The organism is Salinicola peritrichatus, assembly GCF_003206715.1.
GTDB classification, from domain to species: Bacteria; Pseudomonadota; Gammaproteobacteria; order Pseudomonadales; family Halomonadaceae; genus Salinicola; species Salinicola peritrichatus.
Map to the genome: position 1 here is coordinate 46868 of NZ_PZJU01000007.1, position 20341 is coordinate 67208.

Genomic DNA, 20341 nt, shown 5'->3' on the forward strand with positions numbered 1-20341 from the left:
CTGGCGACTCGTGCAGATATCGCCAGACGAAACCCAACTACTCGATGAGATGACCAGGCCATGTCACACGCCAGCCCGCAGACCGCAGGCGCCTGGACGCCGGCACAGATTCAGGAAGTGGTCGATACCCATAAATCGATGCCGGGCGCCATGCTGCCGACCCTCCATGCCATTCAGGAACGCTTCGGCTATGTTCCGGAAGCGGCGATTCCGATCATTGCCGAGACGCTGCGTCACACGCGCGCCGAAGTGCACGGCATCATCAGTTTCTACCATCACTTCCGCACGCAGCCGCCGGGGCGCCATGTGGTCCAGGTCTGTCGCGCGGAAGCCTGCCAGGCCGTGGGTAGCCGACAGTTGGAAGCGCACGTCAAAACCGCCCTCGGCGTCGACTATCACCAGACCAGCCTCGACCGCGAATTCACGCTGGAGCCGGTGTACTGCCTGGGCAACTGTGCCTGCGGCCCGTCGGTTCGCGTGAATGACGAGGTCCACGGCCGGATGACCGCCGCCAAGTTCGACCGCCTGGTGGAACGACTGACGACCATGGTGCTGGAGGTGGAGTGATGACGATCACCGTCTATGTTCCCCGCGATACCACCGCGCTTGCCCTGGGCGCCGACGAAGTGGCGGCTCTGATCGAGCAGGCGGCGAACGGCCGCGGGCTGGATATCAAACTGATTCGCAACGGCTCCCGCGGGCTGTCGTGGCTGGAGCCGATGGTCGAGGTTGCAACGGCCGGAGGTCGCATGGCCTATGGCCCGGTCGAACCGGGCGATGTGGCGGATCTGGTCGACGCGGGGCTGTTCGAAGGCGGGCTGGATCATCCGCTAGCCCGGGGTCTGACCGATGAAATCCCCTACTTGAAGCATCAGCAGCGCCTGACCTTCTCGCGCATCGGCCTCACCGATCCGCTCTCCATAGACGACTATCGGGCTCATCGGGGCTTTGCCGGCCTGGAAAAGGCTCTGCGGATGACGAGCCAGGGCATTGTCGACGAAGTGAAAGCTTCGGGCCTGCGCGGCCGCGGCGGCGCCGCCTTTCCCACCGCCATCAAATGGCAGACGGTCCACGACGAGCCGCAAGGCCAGAAAACCATCGTCTGCAACGCCGACGAGGGCGACTCCGGCACCTTTGCCGACCGGCTGGTGATGGAGTGCGACCCGTACATGCTGATCGAGGGCATGACCATCGCCGGGTTGGCCGTGGGTGCGACCCAGGGCTATATCTACCTGCGCTCGGAATATCCGCTCGCTCATCGAATCTTCAACGACGCTCTCGGACGCGCTTACCGGGCCGGCTACCTGGGCAACGACATTCTCGGCAGCGGCAAGGCGTTCGACCTGGAAGTCCGTCTTGGCGCCGGCGCCTATATCTGTGGCGAGGAGACCTCCCTGCTGGAGAGTCTGGAAGGCAGGCGCGGCCTGGTTCGCGCCAAGCCGCCATTGCCGGCGATCGAGGGCCTGTTCGGCCGCCCCACCGTGGTCAACAACGTGCTCTCGCTGGCGGCGGTGCCGTTCATTCTCGATCAGGGCGGACAGGCCTACGCCGATTACGGCATGGGCCGGTCGCGCGGGACCCTGGCGCTGCAACTGGCCGGCAACGTCAAGCGCGGCGGGCTGGTGGAACTGGCGTTCGGCGTCACCCTGCGCGAGCTGATGGAGGATTTCGGCGGCGGCACCCTGAGCGGCCGGCCGCTGAAAGCCGTGCAAGTGGGCGGGCCATTGGGCGCCTATCTGCCCGAAAGCCAGTGGGACAACCCCATCGACTACGAAGGCTTCGCCGCGTTCGGCGGCGTCGTGGGACATGGCGGCGTGGTGTTGTTCGACGACAGCGTCGACATGGGCGAGCAAGCCCGCTTCGCCATGGAGTTCTGCGGCGTCGAATCCTGCGGCAAATGCACGCCGTGCCGGATCGGCGCGGTGCGCGGCGTGGAGGTCATCGACCGTATTCGCGCCGGTGACGCTGCCGAAGCCAATCTCGCACTGCTCGCTGATCTCTGCGAAACCATGGTCGACGGCTCGCTCTGCGCCATGGGCGGCATGACGCCGTTCCCCGTACAAAGCGTGATGAAGCACTTCCCCAACGACCTGACACCCCGGCAAGCCCAACCGGCGGGAGGCAAGCCATGTTGAGCCACTTCGATCCCAAACAGTTCGATCCCAGCCAGCACCGCATCGAACCCAATCCGGCGTATTTCGACCGGGATCTGGGCACACCGGCACGGCTGTCGGAAACCCTCGTCGCCCTGACCATCGACGGTATCGAGATCAGCGTCCCGGAAGGGACCTCGGTCATGCGCGCCGCGGCGCTGGCCGGCATCTCCATTCCCAAGCTGTGCGCCTCCGACAATCTGGAAGCCTTCGGCTCCTGCCGCCTGTGCGCGGTGGAGATCGAGGGCCGGCGCGGCTATCCCGCCTCCTGCACCACGCCGGTGACCGAAGGCATGGCCGTTACCACCCAGACGGGCAAGCTGGCCAAGCTGCGCCGCAACATCATGGAGCTGTACATCTCCGATCATCCGCTGGACTGCCTGACCTGCCCCGCCAATGGCGACTGCGAGTTGCAGGACATGGCCGGCGCCGTAGGCCTGCGCGAGGTACGCTACGGCTTCGACGGCACCAACCATCTGGATGCCGAGACCGACGACTCCAATCCCTATTTCAGCTTCGACCCCAGCAAGTGCATCGTCTGCTCGCGCTGCGTGCGCGCCTGCGGGGAAGTCCAGGGCACCTTCGCCCTGACCATCGAAGGGCGCGGCTTCGACTCCAAGGTCGCCGCCGGCCAGCACGAGCCGTTCATGGATTCGGAGTGCGTCTCCTGCGGCGCCTGCGTGCAGGCCTGCCCCACCTCGACGCTGATGGAGAAGAGCGTCATCGAGCAGGGCGTGCCCGAGCACAGCGTGGTGACCACTTGCGCCTACTGCGGCGTGGGCTGCTCGTTCGAGGCGCAGATGAAGGGCGATCAGCTGGTGCGCATGGTGCCCTACAAGGGCGGCGACGCAAACCACGGCCACTCCTGCGTCAAGGGCCGCTTCGCCTTCGGCTACGCCACCCACAAGGACCGCATCCAGGAACCGATGATCCGCGAGTCCATCGACCAGCCCTGGCGTCCCGTCTCCTGGGAGGAAGCGATCGGCTTCGCCGCCCGGCGCTTGAAGGAGACCCAGGCTCGCTACGGCCGCGAAAGCATCGGCGGCATCACCTCCTCGCGCTGCACCAACGAGGAGACTTATCTGGTGCAGAAACTGATCCGTACCGCCTTCGGCAACAACAACACCGATACCTGCGCCCGCGTCTGCCATTCGCCCACCGGCTTCGGTTTGAAAACCACCCTGGGTGAATCCGCCGGGACCCAGACCTTCGACTCGGTAATGAAGGCCGACACCATTCTGGTGATCGGCGCCAACCCCACCGATGCCCACCCGGTGTTCGCCTCCCAGATGAAACGCCGGCTACGCCAGGGCGCCACCCTGATCGTTGCCGACCCGCGCCGCATCGATCTGCTGAAAACGCCCCATGGCGGCAAGACGATGCATCTGGCCCTGCGCCCGGGCACCAATGTGGCGCTGATCAACTCCTTGGCCCATGTAGTGGTCTCCGAAGGCCTGGAAGACAGCGCCTTCATCGAGTCCCGCTGCGAACCCGGCGCCTATCAGGCGTGGCGCGACTTCATCCTGGAGGAACGCAACTCACCGGAAGCCCTGGCAGCGGAAACCGGTGTACCCGCCGAGCAGGTTCGCGAAGCTGCCCGCGCCTACGCCACCGTGGGCAATGGAGCCATTTACTATGGCCTGGGCGTGACCGAGCACAGCCAGGGCTCGACCATGGTGATGGGCATCGCCAACCTGGCCATGGCCACCGGCAACATCGGCCGGGAAGGCGTGGGCGTGAACCCGCTGCGCGGACAGAACAACGTCCAGGGCTCCTGCGACATGGGCTCGTTCCCCCACGAACTGCCGGGCTATCAGCACGTGGCCGACCCGGCGGTACGCAAGCGTTTCGAAGCGATCTGGAAGGTGAAGATCGACGACGAGCCGGGGCTACGCATCCCCAACATGTTCGAGGCCGCCATTGCCGGTACTTTCAAGGCGCTGTACGTCCAGGGCGAGGACATCGCCCAGTCGGATCCCAATACCCAGCACGTCGAAGCGGCCCTGAAGGCCCTGGATTGCCTGATCGTGCAGGACATCTTCCTCAACGAGACGGCCAAGTACGCCCACGTGCTGCTGCCCGGCTCCACCTTTCTGGAGAAGAATGGCACCTTCACCAACGCGGAACGGCGCATCAACCGGGTGCGCAAGGTCATGCCGCCGGTAGCCGGCAAGGAGGACTGGGAGGTCACCCAGGATCTGGCCAATGCCTTGGGCTATCCGATGCATTACAGCCATCCGTCCGAGATCATGGACGAGATCGCCCAACTGACACCGACCTTCACCGGGGTCAACTACCGCAAGCTCGATGAACTGGGCAGCATACAATGGCCCTGCAACGCGGCACATCCGGACGGCACGCCGACCATGCACGCCGAGGACTTTCCCATCGGCAAGGGCCATTTCGCCGTTACCGAATACGTGGCCACCGAAGAGCGCACCAGCCGCCGCTATCCGCTGCTGCTGACCACCGGGCGCATTCTCAGCCAGTACAACGTCGGCGCACAGACCCGACGCACGGCCAATAGCGCCTGGCATGCCGAAGACGTGCTGGAGATCCATCCTGTCGATGCCGAAGACCGCGGCCTGCGTGATGGCGACTGGCTGGGCATCAGCAGTCGAGTAGGACAAACGGTGCTGCGTTGTCGCGTCAGCGACCGGATGGCGCCGGGCGTGGTCTATACCACCTTCCACCACCCCGGCAGCGGCGCCAACGTGATCACCACCGACAATTCCGACTGGGCCACCAACTGTCCCGAGTACAAGGTCACCGCGGTACAGGTCGAGAAAGTCACGCAACCGTCCGAGTGGCAACGCCACTTCCAGCGCTTCGATGCGCGCCAACAGCGCTACCTGGAGCGCACCGATGAAACCCCGGCAGCGCTCAAATGAGCCTGCCGCTCGCGATCTCGATGCCACGGGGGAATCCGGCATGAGCGAATCGACAGCGTCGCTGATCAAGATGATCAACCAGATCAGCGCCAACAATCGCCATCACGGCGACGATGCGCAGGCGGCCGAGCAGGTCGCCACGCACCTCAAGAAATTCTGGGCACGCAGCATGAAACGGCAGATCATCGCCTACGCCGACACGGATGGCAGTGAACTGAGCCCGGTGTCGCGACTGGCCGTCGAACGCTTGAAGGCTTGGTATCAGCCAAGCGAGAAGACGGCGTGATGTTCATGCGGCGTCTCCGTCAGTCACCGCGCGCTCGTCAAACCCGGCAGCCGCGGTGTATGACTGCCAGGGCTAGTTGCGGACCAGGACATCACATCGGTGATCGCTTTCAGCGTTGAAAAATCTCAACGGCTGGCATGCAGCAGGCCGTGAATGCCCAGCCCGCCAAGCACGCCGCCGCCGAAGCGTTGCAACCAGCGCGATGGGTTGCTTTCGCCGCGAGTCAGCCAGCGCCGCAGCGGCGACGCCAGCAGCACCGTGACGACATCGGCGGAGGAGAAGATCAGGTTGGTGGCGATGCCCAGGCAGAGCAGTTGCCAGGTCATCGCCATGTCCGCTTCGGGCTGCACGAACTGCGGCAGGAAAGCGACGAAGAATAGCGCCGTCTTGGGATTGAGCACTTCGACCAGGAAGCTGTCGCGCAATACCCGGCGTGCCGAGGCCCGCTCACTCAGCATCGGCGCCTCGCCCACTCCCTGGCGCCACAGGCGGATGCCGGCCCAGATCAGATAGCCACCGCCGATCAGCTTCATCGCCACGTAGGCCGGTGGTACCGCAGCGAACAGCGCCGCCAGGCCGAGGGTGGCGGCGATCACATGCACGTAGCAGCCCAGATGCACGCCCAACACTGCCTGCCAGCCGGCGCGCCGACCCCGCCCCAGGGTCTGGGCGGCGGTATAGAGCATCGCCGGCCCCGGCAGATAAGCGAAACCGAGCGCGGCGAGAACGAAGGTCAGCAAATCCATGCGGGCATTTCCGAGATGGAGAGACTTTGAGTCTAACGCGAGCCCATTCAAAAACGAAGCCAGCCCGGCAATACCGGACTGGGCTCTTATCCAAAACACCGATGATGGAGATGTTACGGCTTCATATCCTCGAAGAAGCGTTTGACGCCGTCGAACCAGCCATCCTTCTTGGGCGAGTGGCGGCTGCCACTGCCAAGACTCTCCTGGAACTTGCGCAAGAGGTCTTTCTGCTCCTCGTTGAGGTTGACCGGGGTCTCCGTCACCACCTTGCAAAGCAGATCGCCGGCCGGACCGCCGCGAACCGGCTTGACGCCCTTGCCACGCAACCGGAACAGCTTGCCGGTCTGGGTTTCCGGCGGGATCTTGAGCTTGACCCGGCCTTCCAGCGTCGGCACTTCCAATTCGCCGCCCAGCGCCGCATCGACGAAGTTGATCGGCACTTCGCAGTGCAGGTGACGGCCGTCGCGCTCGAAAATCGGATGTGGCTTGATCTCCACCTGAACATAGAGATCGCCCGCCGGACCGCCGTTGAGACCGGATTCCCCCTCGCCGTTGAGACGAATGCGATCGCCGGTATCGACACCGGCCGGGATCTTGACCGACAAGGTGCGGGTTTCGCGCACGCGGCCCTCGCCGTGACACTTGCGGCACGGCACCTTGATCACCTGGCCGCTGCCGTGACAGGTCGGGCAGGTCTGCTGCACGGCGAAGAAGCCCTGCTGCATGCGCACCTGGCCCTGGCCGTGACAGGTCGGACAGGTCTCCTTGCCGGAACCCGGCTCGGCGCCGCTGCCATCGCAGTGTTCGCATTCGATGTGGCGCGGCACGCGGATGTCGACCGTGGTACCGAATACCGCATTCTCTAGGTCGAGTTCGAGGTTGTAGCGCAGGTCGCTGCCGCGTTGCGGCGCATTCGGATTGCGACGGCCGCCGCCGCCACCGAAGATATCGCCGAATACGTCGCCGAAGATATCGCTGAAACCACCGGCGCCGGCACCACCGAAGCCGCCACCGCCAAACCCGCCGGCCTGACCATCGACACCGGCATGGCCGAACTGGTCGTAGGCCGCGCGCTTCTCGCTGTCGGAGAGCACCTCGTAGGCGTCGGAAACCTCGCGGAATTTCTCCGCCGCCTGCTGGTCGTCCGGGTTGCGGTCCGGATGGTACTTCTGCGCCAGTCGACGATAGGCCTTCTTGATCTCCTTGCTGTCGGCGCTCTTGTCGACGCCCAGCACTTCGTAATAGTCACGCTTGGACATGACTGTGTTCGCCTCCGTGTCGAAGCCGTGCAAACAGCAACGCGGGAGTCGTTGCTGGCTCCCGCGCTACCGCCGTGCGCACGACGTCAGACGTCGTGGTTATTGCTTCTTCTGATCGTCGTTGACTTCCTCGAATTCGGCGTCAACCACATCGTCCTCTTTCTTGCCGCTGCCGGCCTGGCCGTCCGCCTGTTGTCCGGCGTCCTGAGCCGCACCTTCGCCCTGCTCGGCGTACATCTTCTGCGCCAGGGCGCCGGAGGCTTCGGTCAAGGCATCGAGCTTGGCCTGGATGGCGTCCTTGTCGTCGCCCTTGAGCGCTTCCTCGAGCTCGCCGATCGCGGTCTCGATCTTGCTCTTCTCGTCGGCGTCGACCTTGTCGCCGGCCTCTTCCAGCGTCTTGCGCGAGGCGTGTATCATGCCGTCGGCCTGGTTGCGCAGCTGGACCAACTCCTCGAACTTCTTGTCCTCGGCTTCGTGGGCCTCGGCATCGCGAACCATCTGGTCGATCTCTTCATCGGTGAGACCGCCGGAGGACTTGATCACGATCGACTGCTCCTTGCCGGTCGCCTTGTCCTTGGCGGACACGTTGAGGATACCATTGGCATCGATATCGAACGCCACCTCGATCTGCGGCATGCCGCGCGGCGCCGGCGGGATGTCGGACAGGTCGAAACGGCCCAGCGACTTGTTCTGGCTCGCCTGCTTGCGCTCACCCTGCAGCACGTGAATGGTCACGGCCGTCTGGTTATCCTCGGCGGTGGAGAACGTCTGGGTCTTCTTGGTCGGGATCGTGGTGTTCTTCTCGATCAGCGGCGTCATCACGCCACCCAGCGTCTCGATGCCCAGGGTCAGCGGGGTCACGTCGAGCAGCAGCACGTCCTTGACGTCACCGCCGAGCACGCCGCCCTGGATCGCGGCACCGATGGCCACGGCCTCGTCCGGGTTGACGTCCTTGCGCGCATCCTTGCCGAAGAATTCGGCGACCTTCTGCTGTACCAGCGGCATGCGGGTCTGGCCACCGACCAGAATCACGTCATGGATCTCGCTGTTGGATAGGCCGGCATCTTCCATCGCGGTCTTGCACGGACCGAGCGAGCGCTGGACCAGATCTTCGACCAGCGATTCCAGCTTGGCGCGGGTAACCTTGATCGCCAGGTGCTTGGGCCCGCTCTGGTCGGCCGTGATGTACGGCAGGTTGACCTCGGTCTGCTGCGAGGAAGAGAGCTCGATCTTGGCCTTCTCGGCGGCTTCCTTCAGGCGCTGCATCGCCAGACTGTCGCCGGACAGATCGATGCCGGAGTCGCTCTTGAACTGCTGCACCAGGTAGTCGATCAGCTTGAGGTCGAAGTCCTCGCCACCGAGGAAGGTGTCGCCGTTGGTGGCCAGTACCTCGAACTGCTTCTCGCCGTCGACGTCGGCGACTTCGATGATCGAGATATCGAACGTCCCGCCACCCAGGTCGTAGACCGCAATGGTGCGATCGCCGCTGGCACGGTCCATGCCGTAGGCGAGCGCCGCCGCGGTCGGCTCGTTGATGATGCGTTTGACCTCGAGACCGGCGATACGGCCGGCATCCTTGGTCGCCTGGCGCTGGGAATCGTTGAAGTAGGCCGGCACGGTGATGACCGCTTCGGTCACTTCTTCGCCGAGATAGTCCTCGGCGGTCTTCTTCATCTTCTTCAGTACTTCCGCGCTGACCTGCGGCGGTGCCAGCTTCTTGTCGTTCACCTGAACCCAGGCGTCGCCGTTGTCGGCTTCGACAATCTTGTACGGCACCATCTTGATGTCTTTCTGGACGACGTCGTCCTTGAACTTGCGGCCGATCAGACGCTTGACCGCATACAGCGTGTTGGTCGGATTGGTGACCGCCTGACGCTTGGCCGCCTGGCCGACCAGCGTTTCGCCGTCGTCGGTGTAAGCGATGATGGAGGGCGTCGTACGTCCGCCTTCGGCGTTTTCGATGACGCGAGTCTTGTCACCGTCGAGAACGGCGACACAGGAGTTGGTCGTACCCAGGTCGATGCCAATGATGCGTCCCATAGTTCCTCACCTCTGAAATTCGTTGACTCGATTCGTTTTCATAGCGGCGCTAACGGCGCGATTGACTGCTATGTGGGGGCTGGTCGGTACCTTTCAAGTCCCGCCGGCGATTCGATCCGTCGAGCTGGCGCTCTCCACTCAGCCCGCCGCCTTGCTGACCACGACCATCGCCGGACGCACCAGACGCCCATTGAGCGTGTAACCCCGCTGCATCACATCCATCACCGTGTTCGGCTCCAGCTCGGGATTGGGCACCATGGTCATTGCTTCGTGGAACTGCGGATCGAACGGTTCGCCCTGCGGATCGAGCTGTTCGACGCCGAACTTGCCCAGCACGTCGAGCTGCATCTTGAGCGTCATCGACACGCCTTCACGGTGGGTCTCGTCGATCTCCTGCATGCTCTCGAGCGCTTTCTCCAGGCTGTCGACCACCGGCAGCAGTTCCTTGACGAACTTCTCGAGCGCAAACTTTTTCGCCTTGTCGGCTTCCTGCTCGGCACGACGGCGCGCGTTCTGCGCCTCGGCGGCAGCGCGCAGGGACTGCTCCTTGGCATCAGCCAGCGCCTGTTCGAGTTCTTCAACGCGGGCGGCCAGCACTTCCGCTTCGGGATTGGCTCCGCTCTCCAGTTCATCCGTTTCGTGCTCGATCTCGTCCGCCATCTCCTCGATATCGCCTTCGAGGGTCTGTTCGGTCGGTTGCGGCTCGGCATCGCGCTCGGCGCGCTCGAGCTCTTCGTCTACGGGCTTTTGCGGATCTCTAGCCATATGAGTCTCTCCCGGCAGGATGTTAGGGAAACACTGCATAAATGTCTGCGCAGGCGAATCGCTGCGTTACGCGGTGCTCGGAGTTCTCACCTATACCCCATAGGCTCCGAGTCCTGCGCTCCGTGCGCCTTGCGCTTCACCCTGCTCGCCGACTTATTCAGCGTTTCCTTAGAACAGCAGTTCGATAATCGAAGTTGACTGCCTATATGGGGTTGGCGAACGCGATCTCAAGCGCTTCTTGCGAGCACTTCGGGAGATCCGTTGAAGCGCCACGGCGACTACTGTATAAACAGCCAGAGACCGTATGGCCGCCATCGATCCTCGGGAGGCAGCATGCTGATTCAACTCGCGATACGCGACTTCGCCATCGTCGATACCCTCGATCTGGAATTTCATGCCGGCATGACCGCCATCACCGGCGAGACCGGTGCCGGCAAGTCGATCCTGCTCGGCGCTCTCGGGCTCTGTCTGGGCGAGCGCGCTGACGCCGGCGGCGTGCGCCATGGCGCCGACCGCGCCGATCTGAGCGCGCGCTTCGACATCGCCGAGCGCGAGGACGCCAAGGCATGGCTGGCGGCCCGCGAACTGCCGACCGATGACTGCCTGCTGCGCCGCGTGGTGACCGCCAGCGGCCGCTCGAAGGCATGGATCAACGGTCAACCCTGCACCATCGCCGATCTGCGCGAGCTGGGGGAGTGCCTGATCGACGTGCACAGCCAGCACGCCCATCAGGCATTGCTGAATGAGGACACCCATCGCCGCCTGCTCGACGATGCCGCCGGACACCAGCGTGAAGTCGCCGAGCTGGCCACCCTGCATCGCCAATGGCACGGCCTGCGCCGTCAGTATCGCGAGCGCAGCGACAACGACGAGGAGCGCCAGGCCAAGCGGCAACTGCTGCGCTACCAGGTCGAGGAACTGGATCAGCTCAATCTACAGCCGGACGAACTCGAGGCGTTGGAACGGGAGCAGGAGACGCTGGCCCATCTCGAGGAGACGCTGCGCGAGGCGCAGTTCGCCGCGGATAGCTGCGACCACGACGAAGGCGGCGCGCTGTCGCTGCTGCAGCAGGCCACCAGCCGCCTGTCGCGGGTTCCGGGCAGCGACAGCGGCAGCCTGTCCGAGGCCTTGGGCATGCTGAACGAAGCGCAGATCCAGCTCGAGGAAGCCGCCCGCGAACTCCATCACTTCGTCGAATCCACCGAGCTCGACCCGCAGCGTCTGGCTTGGGTCGACGAGCGCCTGGGCGAGATTCACCGCATCGCGCGCAAGCACCACGTCATGCCGGAAGAACTGGCCGATCTGCACCAGCGACTGAGCGGCGAGCTGGAGGCGCTGGACAGCGGCGGCGACGATCTGGACAGTCTGCGAGCGCAACTCGAACAGACCCGGCAGCGCTACCGCGAGGCTGCCAAGCGGATCAGCGAGAGGCGCCAGCGCACCGCCGCCACTTTCGCCCGGCAGGTACAGGATCAACTGGCTTTCCTGGGGATGGACAAGGCGCGCTTCGCGGTCGAGGTGACGCCGCTGGAGACGCCGCAGCCTCATGGCATCGATCGCGTCAGCCTGCAGATCAGCGCCAACCCGGGCCAACCGCCGCGACCGCTGGCCAAGGTAGCCTCCGGGGGAGAGCTTTCCCGCGTCAGCCTGGCGATCCAGGTCGTCGCTGCCAGCCACAGCACGCTGGCAACGCTGGTATTCGATGAGGTCGACGTCGGCATCTCCGGCGCCACCGCCGAGATCGTCGGGCAGCTGCTGCGCCGGCTCGGTCAACACGCTCAGGTCATGACTGTCACCCACCTGCCGCAGGTCGCCGCCCAGGCCCACCAGCATCTGCATATCGAGAAGCAGTCGGACGACCATGTCACGCGCACGCAGATGGCACAGCTCGACGATGCCGGCCGGGTGCGGGAACTGGCGCGTATGCTGGGTGGCGTCAAGCTCTCCGATCGCACGCTCGCCCACGCCCGCGAGATGCTGGCGGCCAGCCAGGGCGCCGCGCACTAAAGACGCTCGAATCCCAATTATCCAACGACAAACGCCGACCCTGGGGGTCGGCGCTTTTGGTATCCGGGTGGAAAGCGGACTTACTTCTTGATGCCATCCTGCCGCGTCGCCTTGGAACCGCGTGGGCGAACATAGAGTACCAGGGCGTGCTCTACCAGCTCATAGCCGTGCTCTTCGACGATCTCGCGCTGGCGCCGCTCGATCTCTTCGTCGTAGAACTCGACGATGTCGCCCGACTCCAGGTCCACCATGTGATCGTGGTGCTCTTCCTGTGACATTTCGAAGACGGCATGACCCCCATCGAAGTTATGTCGCACGACGAGACCGGCGGCCTCGAACTGGGTCAGTACGCGATAGACCGTGGCCAACCCGACGTCTTCCCCGGATTCCAGCAGCGCCTTGTAGACGTCCTCGGCGCTCATGTGGAGCTCTTCTTCCATCCGTGTCGCTTCGAGGATCTGCAGAATCTTGACACGCGGCAGAGTGACCTTCAGCCCCGCCTTGCGCAATTCTTGATTTTCGTCGGCCATGGTCGCTCTTCGCAGTAGCGTCTCGTGTCGGGTATGATCAATCCACGCAACGATAGTGAAAGACGGACTCAAATGCAAAACCTGATCAGAACGGTCGTACTCCTGCTCGCAGCATCTCTCATCACAGGCTGCAGCTACTTCGGTGTCTACAAGCGAGACATTCCTCAGGGCAACCTCATCACCCAGGACATGGTATCTCAACTTCACCCCGGCATGAGTCGGGAGCAGGTCGCCTACATCATGGGCACGCCGCTGATGGAAGCGCCCTTCTCTTCCGATCAGTGGGACTACGTTTTCTATCTCGACGAGGCCTACGGCGGCGCCGTCGAAAAGCGGCTGACACTGACGTTCGACAATGACCAGCTGGTCGACATCGCCAAATCCGGCGACATCGACTCCGATATCGAACTGAATCAGGACAGCGGTCCGGGACCAGCGGTCGAAGGCGCTGGCGAGAGCGCATCGATGCCGCATGTCGGTCCCAGCGGGATCTGACATCCGGCCGTGCGGGCGTGTCACCGCGTAGACGCTTTGGCCGCCCGCTCCCTTCTCGCTTGCTTGGGGTCGATCTCGAGCGGGCGATAGACCTCGAGGCGCTCGCCGGGCATCAGGCGGTAATTATCGGGATCACGCAGTTTCTCCCCGAAAATGCCTAGCGGCGCACTGGCGAAATCAGCCTCCGTAATGTTTTCGAAGTGACTGGCAAGGTCCGCTTGCTTCACCGCATCCCGAGCGCTCATGCCGGGTTCCAGCGGCACTGAAACGATGACCTGGCGCTCGGGCGTGGCAAAGGCGACTTCGACATTCGCCATGGAAAATCCTCAGTTCCGGTAGAGCTGGTCGGCACGGCGCGTAAAGGCATCGACCAGTTGCCCCGCCACCTGTTGGAACAGCCGGCCGAAAGCCATTCCCAGCAACCGGTTGCTGAACTCGAACTCCATCTCCAGTTCAATCTTGCAGGCCTCCTCGCCCATCTCGCGAAAGTACCAACGCCCCTTCAGACGCTTGAAGGGACCATCGACCAACGAGAGGTCGATGCGCGACGGCCGCTCCAGGTCGTTTCGCGTCGTCACGCTCTGCTCGACACCGCCCTTGGCCAGGGTCATGCGACCGATCAGGTAATCGTCTCCACGCTCGACGACGTTGGCTCGCCGACAGCCCGGTAGAAACTCGGGATAGCGTTCGAAATCATTGACCAGTTCGAACATCTCCTCCGGCGTATGCCGGACGAATGCGGACCGGTTAACGGTTGGCATAGGGATCTCCACTGATTTATCGCCCCAATGCGCGTATGATGGGCGACCGTTTTGCGAATGCTTGAATGGTATCACGCCTGCCCCTATATCTGTGGGCGTACCGGGTACAGCCGTGAAGAGGTGTCATGGGGAAAAAGAAAGGCAACGCGCCAGGCAACAACGTGATCGCCCAGAACAAGAAGGCCCGCTTCGAATACCATATCGACGAGACCTTCGAAGCCGGCCTTGCGCTGGCCGGCTGGGAAGTCAAGAGCTTGCGTGCCGGCAAGGCCCAACTGACCGACACCTATATCCTGGTCAAGAATGGCGAGGCGTGGCTGCTCGGCAGCCACATCATGCCGCTCAATACGGCGAGCACCCACGTGCTGGCGGACCCGACTCGGACGCGCAAGCTACTCTTGCATCGCAAGGAGATCGCCAAGATCTTCTCCAGAACGCAGGAGAAAGGGCATACCTGCGTGCCGCTCAAGCTTTATTGGAAGCGCAACATGGTCAAGTGCGAACTGGCCCTGGTTCGCGGCAAGCAGTTGCATGACAAGCGCGCCACGCAGAAGGAGCGCGACTGGAACCGCGAGAAGGCCCGGGTGATGCGTGATCACGCATGAGTTTCAAGTGTCCGGTGCGGCACTTGAGATAGCGTGGTCTCATCCCCATCTGCTAGAATGGCCGAGTTCCACGGGGGCGACATGGCTTCGACGCCGGTGACAATCCCTGAGGTGCATGCCGAGAGCGTAACGTATCTCGTAAATCCAACGTTACGATTAAATAGTCGCAAACGACGAAAACTACGCTCAGGGCGCACTGGCAGCGTAAAAACTGCTAGCTGTTAGCCTGGCCCCAAAGCGATGTGCCCATCCATCGCCGCGGGGATACGAGCTAAAGCTGATGGGACCGCGGATGTCAGCGCTCTCCTGACATTCGTTAAACCCTAGAGAGATCGCGAGGTGCAATCCTGCCCGTCGGAGTGCACCGAGTTAAATCCATAGACGGACCTAAGCATGTAGAGCCAATGGGTGAGTGCCGGCGGACGGGGGTTCAATTCCCCCCGCCTCCACCAAACACAGAACAGAATCAAGCACCTACGGGTGCTTTTTTCTTGCCTGTAGACCTGAAATGGTCTGTTTTAGGCATAGCGAGGTCAGCTTTTTGGTCAGCATCTGCCACCCACTCTTCTCCGAGTACCTGATGTTCGATCAGGCCTTCTTTCTGCTCTTGATCATGGTCCCACCCCGCGCCAAACAATCCCATCAGAATACTGACTCCATTACTCGTGCAGCTCTAGAGAATTGCCTCTCTACGTTTTCAGCAATTCAGCAGACTGTCGTTTCCGTGAGAAACCGAGTACCAGCCGCTTTCGCGGGCTTCATTCCTCTACTCTGACTGTAGTTTAAAAGCTACAATACCCAACCATGATCGAGCTGACGCACTACCTCACCGCTGACGGCCATGACCCTTTCCAAGCCTGGCTGGAAGCCACCAAGGCCAAGGATCGTCAGGCCGCCATGCGCGTGCTAACCCGGCTCAACCGCTTGGCCGCAGGCAATGTCGGCGACACCAAGGCCATTGGTGATGGAGTGCTGGAGCTGCGAATCGACTATGGCCCTGGCTACCGCGTGTATTACGCCAAGGTGGGTAGGCGCCTGGTCATGCTGTTAATCGGTGGGACCAAGAAGCGCCAGCAGGCCGACATCGAACAGGCCAAGGCGTTCCTGGCCGACCATCGAAGGAGAGCACGGATATGAAAAAGCACGACACTGCTGTTATCGAGATGCTGCGCGATGACCCGGACATGGCGCTCGACTACCTGCGCACCGCTTTCGACGAGCTGGACGAGGAAGGCGGCGAATCGGCCTTTCTGATGGCGCTGCGTCATGTGGTAGAAGCCCAAGGCGGCATGGCAGCGGTAGCCGAGCGGGCGAAGGTCTCACGCGAAAGCCTATACCGGGCACTGTCACCCAAGGGCAACCCGACCCTGCGCACCATGACCGCTGTCATAAGGGCGACTGGCATCCACTTCCACGACCTGGCCGCGCCACGACAAGCAGGATAACGAGTCACCAATGGGGCATATCTGGGGGCGCATTTTTCGGCGCAGGGAGAAAACCTTTTCTAGCCGCCGGATAGACGAGCTTTCAGTGGCTCCATCACCAAATCAGAAAGCACCTCGATGGAGGTGCTTTTTTCGTTGTTGATCTCGAGTGACTGCCGCGGCGCTGCTGGCCGGCAGCCCATGCTCGCTCGTCATTTCATCGGCTGGCGGTCATGACGCGCTCAAGGTCGTCACTCTTGCATTTGAAGGCGGAACAGTCCGCACAGCGGACATCTTCAGCGATTTCGCTGAGCGCCGGCAGCAGGAACCGCTTGCCTCCGCAGACGTTGCAGCGCAAATCCAGTGTGACGTTCCACATGATCTTTCCTACCTATGATGTGGCGAGCTCTCGAGAGAGCTGCCGTCGTGACGTTGGTACTCTTCCCTGCGCTCAGGCGCGAATCCCCATCTCCCGAGCCATGGCCCGAGATTTCAGACAGGTCTCGATGAGGAAGGAGTGCGTGTGGCGTTCATCGAACGCTTGGCGAGTCTCCAGGAATTCCCCACAATCGCTGCAGTGGATCTCGTCCCACTCGCAGCTGCTGTTCGGAGACATGGCCTTCTCGCTACCGCAACGTGGACAGCTGATACGATGATGCATGTGAACCCCTCCTTGGCTTCGACATCAGATAACCATGAGAAGCATAGCTCACATCATGCCCTTGGGTATCCAACTTAGACGCGTCTTCTGCAAGTTATGCCTCGTCGTCATTCACGGCGATCCGCTTCGGCCTCTAAAAAGACGCCGCTGCGTGGCAATATTTCCGAGATTGGCTAGCCTCAAAGTCCGTCGGCGCGCTTGGCTTCGCATTGGCGAAGGGATGTTACGCTAAGGAGCGCGGGTGGTTACGGATCATCGATTCATCTTCATGACAGGAGGTTACAGCGTGACGATTCTTCATTCTGAGCGCTGGCTGCGCCATTGGCTGTTGTTGCTCTTGCTGGCATTCACCGTGCCGGTACTGGCGCAAGCACAAGACAGTGGCGCCGGGGAACAGGAAGCCCCGCGGGAGCCCGCCTATTCGACGATGGCGGATCTGCTCGAAAACGAACAGTCGCGCCAGGCATTGATCGATCAATTGAGGCAGCTGGCTGCCCAGCAGGAGAACGGCGAGCGCACTCAGGCCCCGGAAGCGGCGTCAGGCGAAGCCGCGCCGGCCGACGAGGAGAGCGCAGCTCAGGGCGAGGCTTCGGCTCAATCCCCGCCTGACGAAAGCACAGGAAGCGTCTCCTTCCCTCGACATCTGGCAGAAATTACCAGCGGTTTCGCGAACGATATCGGCGGGCAATTCACGGCGCTGGCCAGCATGGTCGCCGGCTTCTTCAGTAGTGGCAATGCTGCCGCCAGCAGTGGCCCCGCTTTTGACATGAGCGACTTTCTCAACGCCGCGTTCGAGCTGGGCATGGTGATCATCGCCACAGTAGTGGTGTTTATGCTTCTGCGCGGTCTGGTGCGCCCATTGTTCGCCAAGTTCAGTCGCTGGTCCCTGGGAGGCGAAGGCCGCAGCCATCTGCTGCGGGTCATCGTTGCTGTCGTGCTGGCAGCCGTCGTCGACGTCATCGTGGTGGTTCTCGCCTACGTCGTCGGCAATCTGGTCGCGACCTTCCTGGTAGGCGAAAGCGGCAACCTCAATACGCGCTTCTCACTGTTCCTCAACGCCTTCTTGATGATCGAACTCTTCAAGTGCGCCTTGCGCGTGCTGTTCGCGTCGCGCCACGAGGGGCTGCGGTTGTTGCCCATCGAGGCGGCCCAGGCACGCTATTGCAATCGCTTTCTGGCAGCGCTGGCCGGCTTCATCGGTTACGGCATGCTGGTCGCGGTACCGATCCTGAACGTCAGCCTGTCGATGGCCTTCGGCAAGGCCGTCAGTGTATTGATCATGCTGATCGCATTGCTGAGCGCCCTCACCATCATACTCAAGAAGCGCATCCCGGTACGCGATCTGATCATCCACAAAGCCGACGAGGCGACGATGTCGGCGTCACGCGTCGCCTTGCGGCTGCTGGCGCGCGTCTGGCATGTCATCGCCCTGCTCTACGCATTCATGGTTTTCGGTGTCACCCTGCTGCATCCACAAACCGCCTTGCCGTTCGTCCTCATCGCCACGCTGAAAACGATTGTCTACATCGGTCTCGGCATGTTGGTATCGGGACTGCTGACGCAACTGATCGGGCGTCGCATCACGCTCTCCGACGAGATCCGCGCGCGCCTGCCAATGCTGGAGTCGCGGCTCAACTCCTATATTCCGACCTTCCTCAAGGTCATTCGCGCCATCATCCTGATCGCCGTGGTGATGTATACGCTGGATGCCTGGGGCGCCTTCGATCTCGCCGCGTGGTACGCCACCGAGGCCGGCGCGCACACCGTGGCGACCGTCATCCATATCATCCTGATCCTGGCGGTGGCGGCGATCATCTGGATCGCGCTGGCGAGCCTGATCGAGAATTTCCTGAATCCGGATACCGGTAGCGGCGCGCCCACCGCCCGTGCCCAGACGCTGCTGAGCCTGTTCCGCAACGCGCTGGCGATCACCCTTGTGATCATGACGCTGATGATCGTGCTGTCGGAGATCGGCATCAACATCGGGCCATTGATCGCCGGTGCCGGGGTATTGGGCCTGGCCATCGGTTTCGGTGCCCAGAAACTGGTGCAGGACGTGATCACCGGCATCTTCATCCAACTCGAAAACGCCATGAATACCGGCGATGTCGTCACCGCCGGCGGTGTCACCGGAACGGCCGAACGCATCAGCATCCGCTCGGTGGCGATTCGCGATCTTGCCGGCACCTATCACATCGTGCCGTTCTCCTCGGTGGATACGGTCTCCAATTTCATGCGCGAGTTCGCCAACCACGTAGGCGAGTACGGTATCGCCTATCGCGAGGATATCGACTACGCCATCGAGCAGCTACAGGCCGCCTTCGAGGAGTTGAAAGCCAGCGAGGAGTGGGGCCACAAGCTGCTGGCGCCGATGACCGTCGCCGGCGTGGTGGCACTGGCCGACAGCTCGGTCAATATCCGCGTGATGATCAAGACCACGCCAGGCGATCAGTGGGGCGTGGGTCGCGCCTACAACCGTCTGGTCAAGATCTACTTCGACAAGGCCGGCATCGAGATTCCGTTCCCGCATACCACGCTCTACTTCGGCGAGGATCGTGACGGTTCGGCGCCGCCCGCCCATGTACGCATATCGCGCGACGGTCGGCGGGACATTCCGAGTACTGCCGACGAGAAAACGCCATCAGAACCCGACACCACGCCATCGGACGAGACGCATCGCATACCGACCCACGACGACGTCGATGACGACGGCGGGGATGAGCGCTGATCGCTTGGGGTAATAAGGCCGCCTTCGGGCGGCCTGTTCATGCGAGACGCTCCCCGTTCAAGCCAGCGCCGAGCATCGCCGCGCCGCGTACGCCACTTGCCGCCCCGAAGCGGGAGCGCACGATCATCGGCACGTCGACGCCGGCAAACAGGTGCCGACGAAGCGCCGCGGGCAGCGAGTCGACGATCTCGTCCAGCGTGGACAACCCGCCGCCGATCACGATCGTCTGCGGAGACAGCAGCTTGACCACGTTGGCCAACGCCCCGCCAAGCAGATCCAGATGGCATTCGTGCGCCAGCCGGGCCGAACGCTCGTGCGCCAGCAGCGCCCGGTGCCACTGCTCGGCAGACGATGACTCGCCGCCGAAATGGCAGTGCAGCCTGACCAGCCCTGGGCCGGCGATATAGGTTTCGAGGCAACCTTCCAGACCGCATCCGCAATCGAGCAGCGGCAGGCCGTAGCGCTCGCGGGCGGCGGCGGGCAAGGGTAGATGTCCCCACTCGCCGGCAAAGCGTCCGGCGCCGGTCAGCAAGCGGCCCTCGACGATCGCGCCGCCTCCGGCGCCAGTGCCGAGTATCGCGCCAAACGCGTGTGTGGCGCCTTCCGCCGCGCCACCGGGGCCGGTCTCGGAGACGATGAAGCAGCGGCTGTCGTTGTCGATGACGAAGGCGCGATCGAAGCGGCCCGACAACGCCGGCGCGAGCGGCAGATCACGCAGTCCGGGCAGGTTGGCCGTCACCAGGCAGCCGCGATCATCGATCACCCCGGGAAAGCCGAGCCCCAGCGTACCGCGCGCGCCGCTTCGTCGGTCGGCCTCCGCCACCATCGCGGCCAACAGCGTCAGCAGTGCCGCGCCATCCTCGGCCGGCGTCGGCTCACGCCAGTGGTCGAGCCGCTGCCAGTGGCGATCGAAGATGGCGATCTCGGTCTTGGTTCCACCAACGTCGATGCCGTAGTGCATGGAAAGTCCTCGCATGGCGATGCCTATCG

21 protein-coding genes and 1 other RNA gene are annotated in these 20341 nt (G+C 62.9%); 11 read left to right on the forward strand and 11 right to left on the reverse strand.

Translation table 11 applies throughout. The annotated features are described in order from the left end of the window. Window positions 1-60 precede the first annotated feature (60 nt). From DOM57_RS03335 to DOM57_RS03350, 4 genes are read left to right on the forward strand one after another with little or no spacing between them, the layout of a single operon-like run. Complete coding sequence (locus tag DOM57_RS03335) at window positions 61-567, forward strand: formate dehydrogenase subunit gamma (RefSeq protein ID WP_110647819.1); 507 nt, start codon at window positions 61-63, stop codon at window positions 565-567. Continuing rightward, window positions 567-2135: a formate dehydrogenase beta subunit gene (locus DOM57_RS03340; RefSeq protein WP_110647820.1), complete on the forward strand. Its 1569-nt coding sequence runs from the start codon at window positions 567-569 to the stop codon at window positions 2133-2135. The genes DOM57_RS03335 and DOM57_RS03340 overlap by 1 nt, the downstream gene beginning before the upstream one ends. Further along, a complete protein-coding gene (gene fdhF, locus DOM57_RS03345) occupies window positions 2129-5044 on the forward strand; it encodes a formate dehydrogenase subunit alpha (protein WP_110647821.1) in 2916 nt (971 codons plus the stop codon). Before DOM57_RS03340 ends, fdhF begins: the two co-directional genes overlap by 7 nt. A 40-nt stretch (window positions 5045-5084) precedes the next feature. Continuing rightward, the gene (locus DOM57_RS03350; RefSeq protein WP_110647822.1) at window positions 5085-5330 is read left to right on the forward strand and encodes a formate dehydrogenase subunit delta; all 246 of its coding nucleotides are present in this window, start codon (window positions 5085-5087) and stop codon (window positions 5328-5330) included. A gap of 125 nt (window positions 5331-5455) precedes the next feature. Here the strand turns inward: DOM57_RS03350 and DOM57_RS03355 are convergent, their stop codons facing one another. The 4 genes from DOM57_RS03355 to grpE form a co-directional block, all read right to left on the reverse strand. After that, entirely contained in the window at window positions 5456-6076 is a 621-nt protein-coding gene (locus tag DOM57_RS03355; protein ID WP_110647823.1) for a LysE family translocator, read from the reverse strand. Window positions 6077-6189: 113 nt separating this feature from the next. Then, the gene (gene dnaJ, locus DOM57_RS03360; protein WP_110647824.1) at window positions 6190-7335 is read right to left on the reverse strand and encodes a molecular chaperone DnaJ; all 1146 of its coding nucleotides are present in this window, start codon (window positions 7333-7335) and stop codon (window positions 6190-6192) included. Window positions 7336-7434: 99 nt separating this feature from the next. Continuing rightward, on the reverse strand, window positions 7435-9375 hold the full coding sequence (gene dnaK, locus DOM57_RS03365; RefSeq protein ID WP_110647825.1) for a molecular chaperone DnaK: 1941 nt from the start codon (window positions 9373-9375) through the stop codon (window positions 7435-7437). 138 nt (window positions 9376-9513) lie between these two features. Beyond that, complete coding sequence (gene grpE / locus DOM57_RS03370) at window positions 9514-10140, reverse strand: nucleotide exchange factor GrpE (RefSeq protein ID WP_110647826.1); 627 nt, start codon at window positions 10138-10140, stop codon at window positions 9514-9516. Between the two features lie 333 nt (window positions 10141-10473). Here grpE and recN point away from each other — a divergent pair, with 333 nt between their 5' ends. Beyond that, a complete protein-coding gene (recN, locus tag DOM57_RS03375; protein WP_110647827.1) occupies window positions 10474-12147 on the forward strand; it encodes a DNA repair protein RecN in 1674 nt (557 codons plus the stop codon). Window positions 12148-12227: 80 nt separating this feature from the next. On the opposite strand, the gene fur is transcribed toward recN, so the two are convergent. Beyond that, window positions 12228-12677: a ferric iron uptake transcriptional regulator gene (gene fur / locus DOM57_RS03380; protein ID WP_110647828.1), complete on the reverse strand. Its 450-nt coding sequence runs from the start codon at window positions 12675-12677 to the stop codon at window positions 12228-12230. 72 nt (window positions 12678-12749) lie between these two features. On the opposite strand from fur, the gene DOM57_RS03385 reads away from it, so the two are divergent. After that, on the forward strand, window positions 12750-13172 hold the full coding sequence (locus tag DOM57_RS03385; RefSeq protein ID WP_110647829.1) for an outer membrane protein assembly factor BamE: 423 nt from the start codon (window positions 12750-12752) through the stop codon (window positions 13170-13172). A 20-nt stretch (window positions 13173-13192) separates the two neighbouring features. Here DOM57_RS03385 and DOM57_RS03390 read toward each other — a convergent pair whose 3' ends face one another. Both DOM57_RS03390 and DOM57_RS03395 read right to left on the reverse strand, forming a co-directional pair. Beyond that, entirely contained in the window at window positions 13193-13489 is a 297-nt protein-coding gene (locus DOM57_RS03390) for an RnfH family protein (protein ID WP_110647830.1), read from the reverse strand. Window positions 13490-13498: 9 nt separating this feature from the next. Further along, entirely contained in the window at window positions 13499-13933 is a 435-nt protein-coding gene (locus DOM57_RS03395; RefSeq protein ID WP_110647831.1) for a type II toxin-antitoxin system RatA family toxin, read from the reverse strand. A gap of 125 nt (window positions 13934-14058) precedes the next feature. Between DOM57_RS03395 and smpB the strand changes: the two genes are divergently transcribed. Together smpB and ssrA are read left to right on the forward strand one after the other, a co-directional pair. Beyond that, on the forward strand, window positions 14059-14538 hold the full coding sequence (gene smpB / locus DOM57_RS03400) for an SsrA-binding protein SmpB (protein WP_110647832.1): 480 nt from the start codon (window positions 14059-14061) through the stop codon (window positions 14536-14538). 72 nt (window positions 14539-14610) lie between these two features. Further along, window positions 14611-14990, forward strand: a transfer-messenger RNA (tmRNA) gene (gene ssrA / locus DOM57_RS03405). A gap of 14 nt (window positions 14991-15004) precedes the next feature. Here the strand turns inward: ssrA and DOM57_RS21705 are convergent. Beyond that, window positions 15005-15181 (reverse strand): hypothetical protein, encoded by a 177-nt coding sequence (locus DOM57_RS21705; RefSeq protein WP_162619436.1) that lies wholly within the window; start codon window positions 15179-15181, stop codon window positions 15005-15007. 161 nt (window positions 15182-15342) lie between these two features. Between DOM57_RS21705 and DOM57_RS03410 the strand changes: the two genes are divergently transcribed. Then, a complete protein-coding gene (locus DOM57_RS03410; RefSeq protein WP_110647833.1) occupies window positions 15343-15675 on the forward strand; it encodes a type II toxin-antitoxin system RelE/ParE family toxin in 333 nt (110 codons plus the stop codon). Beyond that, window positions 15672-15983, forward strand: a complete 312-nt coding sequence (locus tag DOM57_RS03415) for an addiction module antidote protein (protein WP_110647834.1) — start codon at window positions 15672-15674, stop codon at window positions 15981-15983. The genes DOM57_RS03410 and DOM57_RS03415 overlap by 4 nt, the downstream gene beginning before the upstream one ends. A 196-nt stretch (window positions 15984-16179) precedes the next feature. On the opposite strand, the gene DOM57_RS21710 is transcribed toward DOM57_RS03415, so the two are convergent. Beyond that, complete coding sequence (locus tag DOM57_RS21710) at window positions 16180-16341, reverse strand: hypothetical protein (protein ID WP_162619437.1); 162 nt, start codon at window positions 16339-16341, stop codon at window positions 16180-16182. A 72-nt stretch (window positions 16342-16413) separates the two neighbouring features. Next, a complete protein-coding gene (locus DOM57_RS03420; protein ID WP_162619438.1) occupies window positions 16414-16578 on the reverse strand; it encodes a hypothetical protein in 165 nt (54 codons plus the stop codon). 331 nt (window positions 16579-16909) lie between these two features. Between DOM57_RS03420 and DOM57_RS03425 the strand changes: the two genes are divergently transcribed. Beyond that, on the forward strand, window positions 16910-19351 hold the full coding sequence (locus DOM57_RS03425; protein ID WP_239496106.1) for a mechanosensitive ion channel domain-containing protein: 2442 nt from the start codon (window positions 16910-16912) through the stop codon (window positions 19349-19351). Between the two features lie 37 nt (window positions 19352-19388). On the opposite strand, the gene DOM57_RS03430 is transcribed toward DOM57_RS03425, so the two are convergent. Then, window positions 19389-20327: an ROK family protein gene (locus DOM57_RS03430; protein ID WP_110647836.1), complete on the reverse strand. Its 939-nt coding sequence runs from the start codon at window positions 20325-20327 to the stop codon at window positions 19389-19391. Between the last annotated feature and the right edge of the window lie 14 nt (window positions 20328-20341).

What these genes read in the sequence shown, in the direction of transcription:
- DOM57_RS03335 (WP_110647819.1), top strand. Translation starts at nt 61, where the DNA reads ATGTCACACGCCAGCCCGCAGACCGCAGGCGCCTGGACGCCGGCACAG.
- DOM57_RS03340 (WP_110647820.1), top strand. Translation starts at nt 567, where the DNA reads ATGACGATCACCGTCTATGTTCCCCGCGATACCACCGCGCTTGCCCTG.
- fdhF (WP_110647821.1), top strand. Translation starts at nt 2,129, where the DNA reads ATGTTGAGCCACTTCGATCCCAAACAGTTCGATCCCAGCCAGCACCGC.
- DOM57_RS03350 (WP_110647822.1), top strand. Translation starts at nt 5,085, where the DNA reads ATGAGCGAATCGACAGCGTCGCTGATCAAGATGATCAACCAGATCAGC.
- DOM57_RS03355 (WP_110647823.1), bottom strand. Translation starts at nt 6,076, where the DNA reads ATGGATTTGCTGACCTTCGTTCTCGCCGCGCTCGGTTTCGCTTATCTG.
- dnaJ (WP_110647824.1), bottom strand. Translation starts at nt 7,335, where the DNA reads ATGTCCAAGCGTGACTATTACGAAGTGCTGGGCGTCGACAAGAGCGCC.
- dnaK (WP_110647825.1), bottom strand. Translation starts at nt 9,375, where the DNA reads ATGGGACGCATCATTGGCATCGACCTGGGTACGACCAACTCCTGTGTC.
- grpE (WP_110647826.1), bottom strand. Translation starts at nt 10,140, where the DNA reads ATGGCTAGAGATCCGCAAAAGCCCGTAGACGAAGAGCTCGAGCGCGCC.
- recN (WP_110647827.1), top strand. Translation starts at nt 10,474, where the DNA reads ATGCTGATTCAACTCGCGATACGCGACTTCGCCATCGTCGATACCCTC.
- fur (WP_110647828.1), bottom strand. Translation starts at nt 12,677, where the DNA reads ATGGCCGACGAAAATCAAGAATTGCGCAAGGCGGGGCTGAAGGTCACT.
- DOM57_RS03385 (WP_110647829.1), top strand. Translation starts at nt 12,750, where the DNA reads ATGCAAAACCTGATCAGAACGGTCGTACTCCTGCTCGCAGCATCTCTC.
- DOM57_RS03390 (WP_110647830.1), bottom strand. Translation starts at nt 13,489, where the DNA reads ATGGCGAATGTCGAAGTCGCCTTTGCCACGCCCGAGCGCCAGGTCATC.
- DOM57_RS03395 (WP_110647831.1), bottom strand. Translation starts at nt 13,933, where the DNA reads ATGCCAACCGTTAACCGGTCCGCATTCGTCCGGCATACGCCGGAGGAG.
- smpB (WP_110647832.1), top strand. Translation starts at nt 14,059, where the DNA reads ATGGGGAAAAAGAAAGGCAACGCGCCAGGCAACAACGTGATCGCCCAG.
- DOM57_RS21705 (WP_162619436.1), bottom strand. Translation starts at nt 15,181, where the DNA reads ATGGGATTGTTTGGCGCGGGGTGGGACCATGATCAAGAGCAGAAAGAA.
- DOM57_RS03410 (WP_110647833.1), top strand. Translation starts at nt 15,343, where the DNA reads ATGATCGAGCTGACGCACTACCTCACCGCTGACGGCCATGACCCTTTC.
- DOM57_RS03415 (WP_110647834.1), top strand. Translation starts at nt 15,672, where the DNA reads ATGAAAAAGCACGACACTGCTGTTATCGAGATGCTGCGCGATGACCCG.
- DOM57_RS21710 (WP_162619437.1), bottom strand. Translation starts at nt 16,341, where the DNA reads ATGTGGAACGTCACACTGGATTTGCGCTGCAACGTCTGCGGAGGCAAG.
- DOM57_RS03420 (WP_162619438.1), bottom strand. Translation starts at nt 16,578, where the DNA reads ATGTCTCCGAACAGCAGCTGCGAGTGGGACGAGATCCACTGCAGCGAT.
- DOM57_RS03430 (WP_110647836.1), bottom strand. Translation starts at nt 20,327, where the DNA reads ATGCGAGGACTTTCCATGCACTACGGCATCGACGTTGGTGGAACCAAG.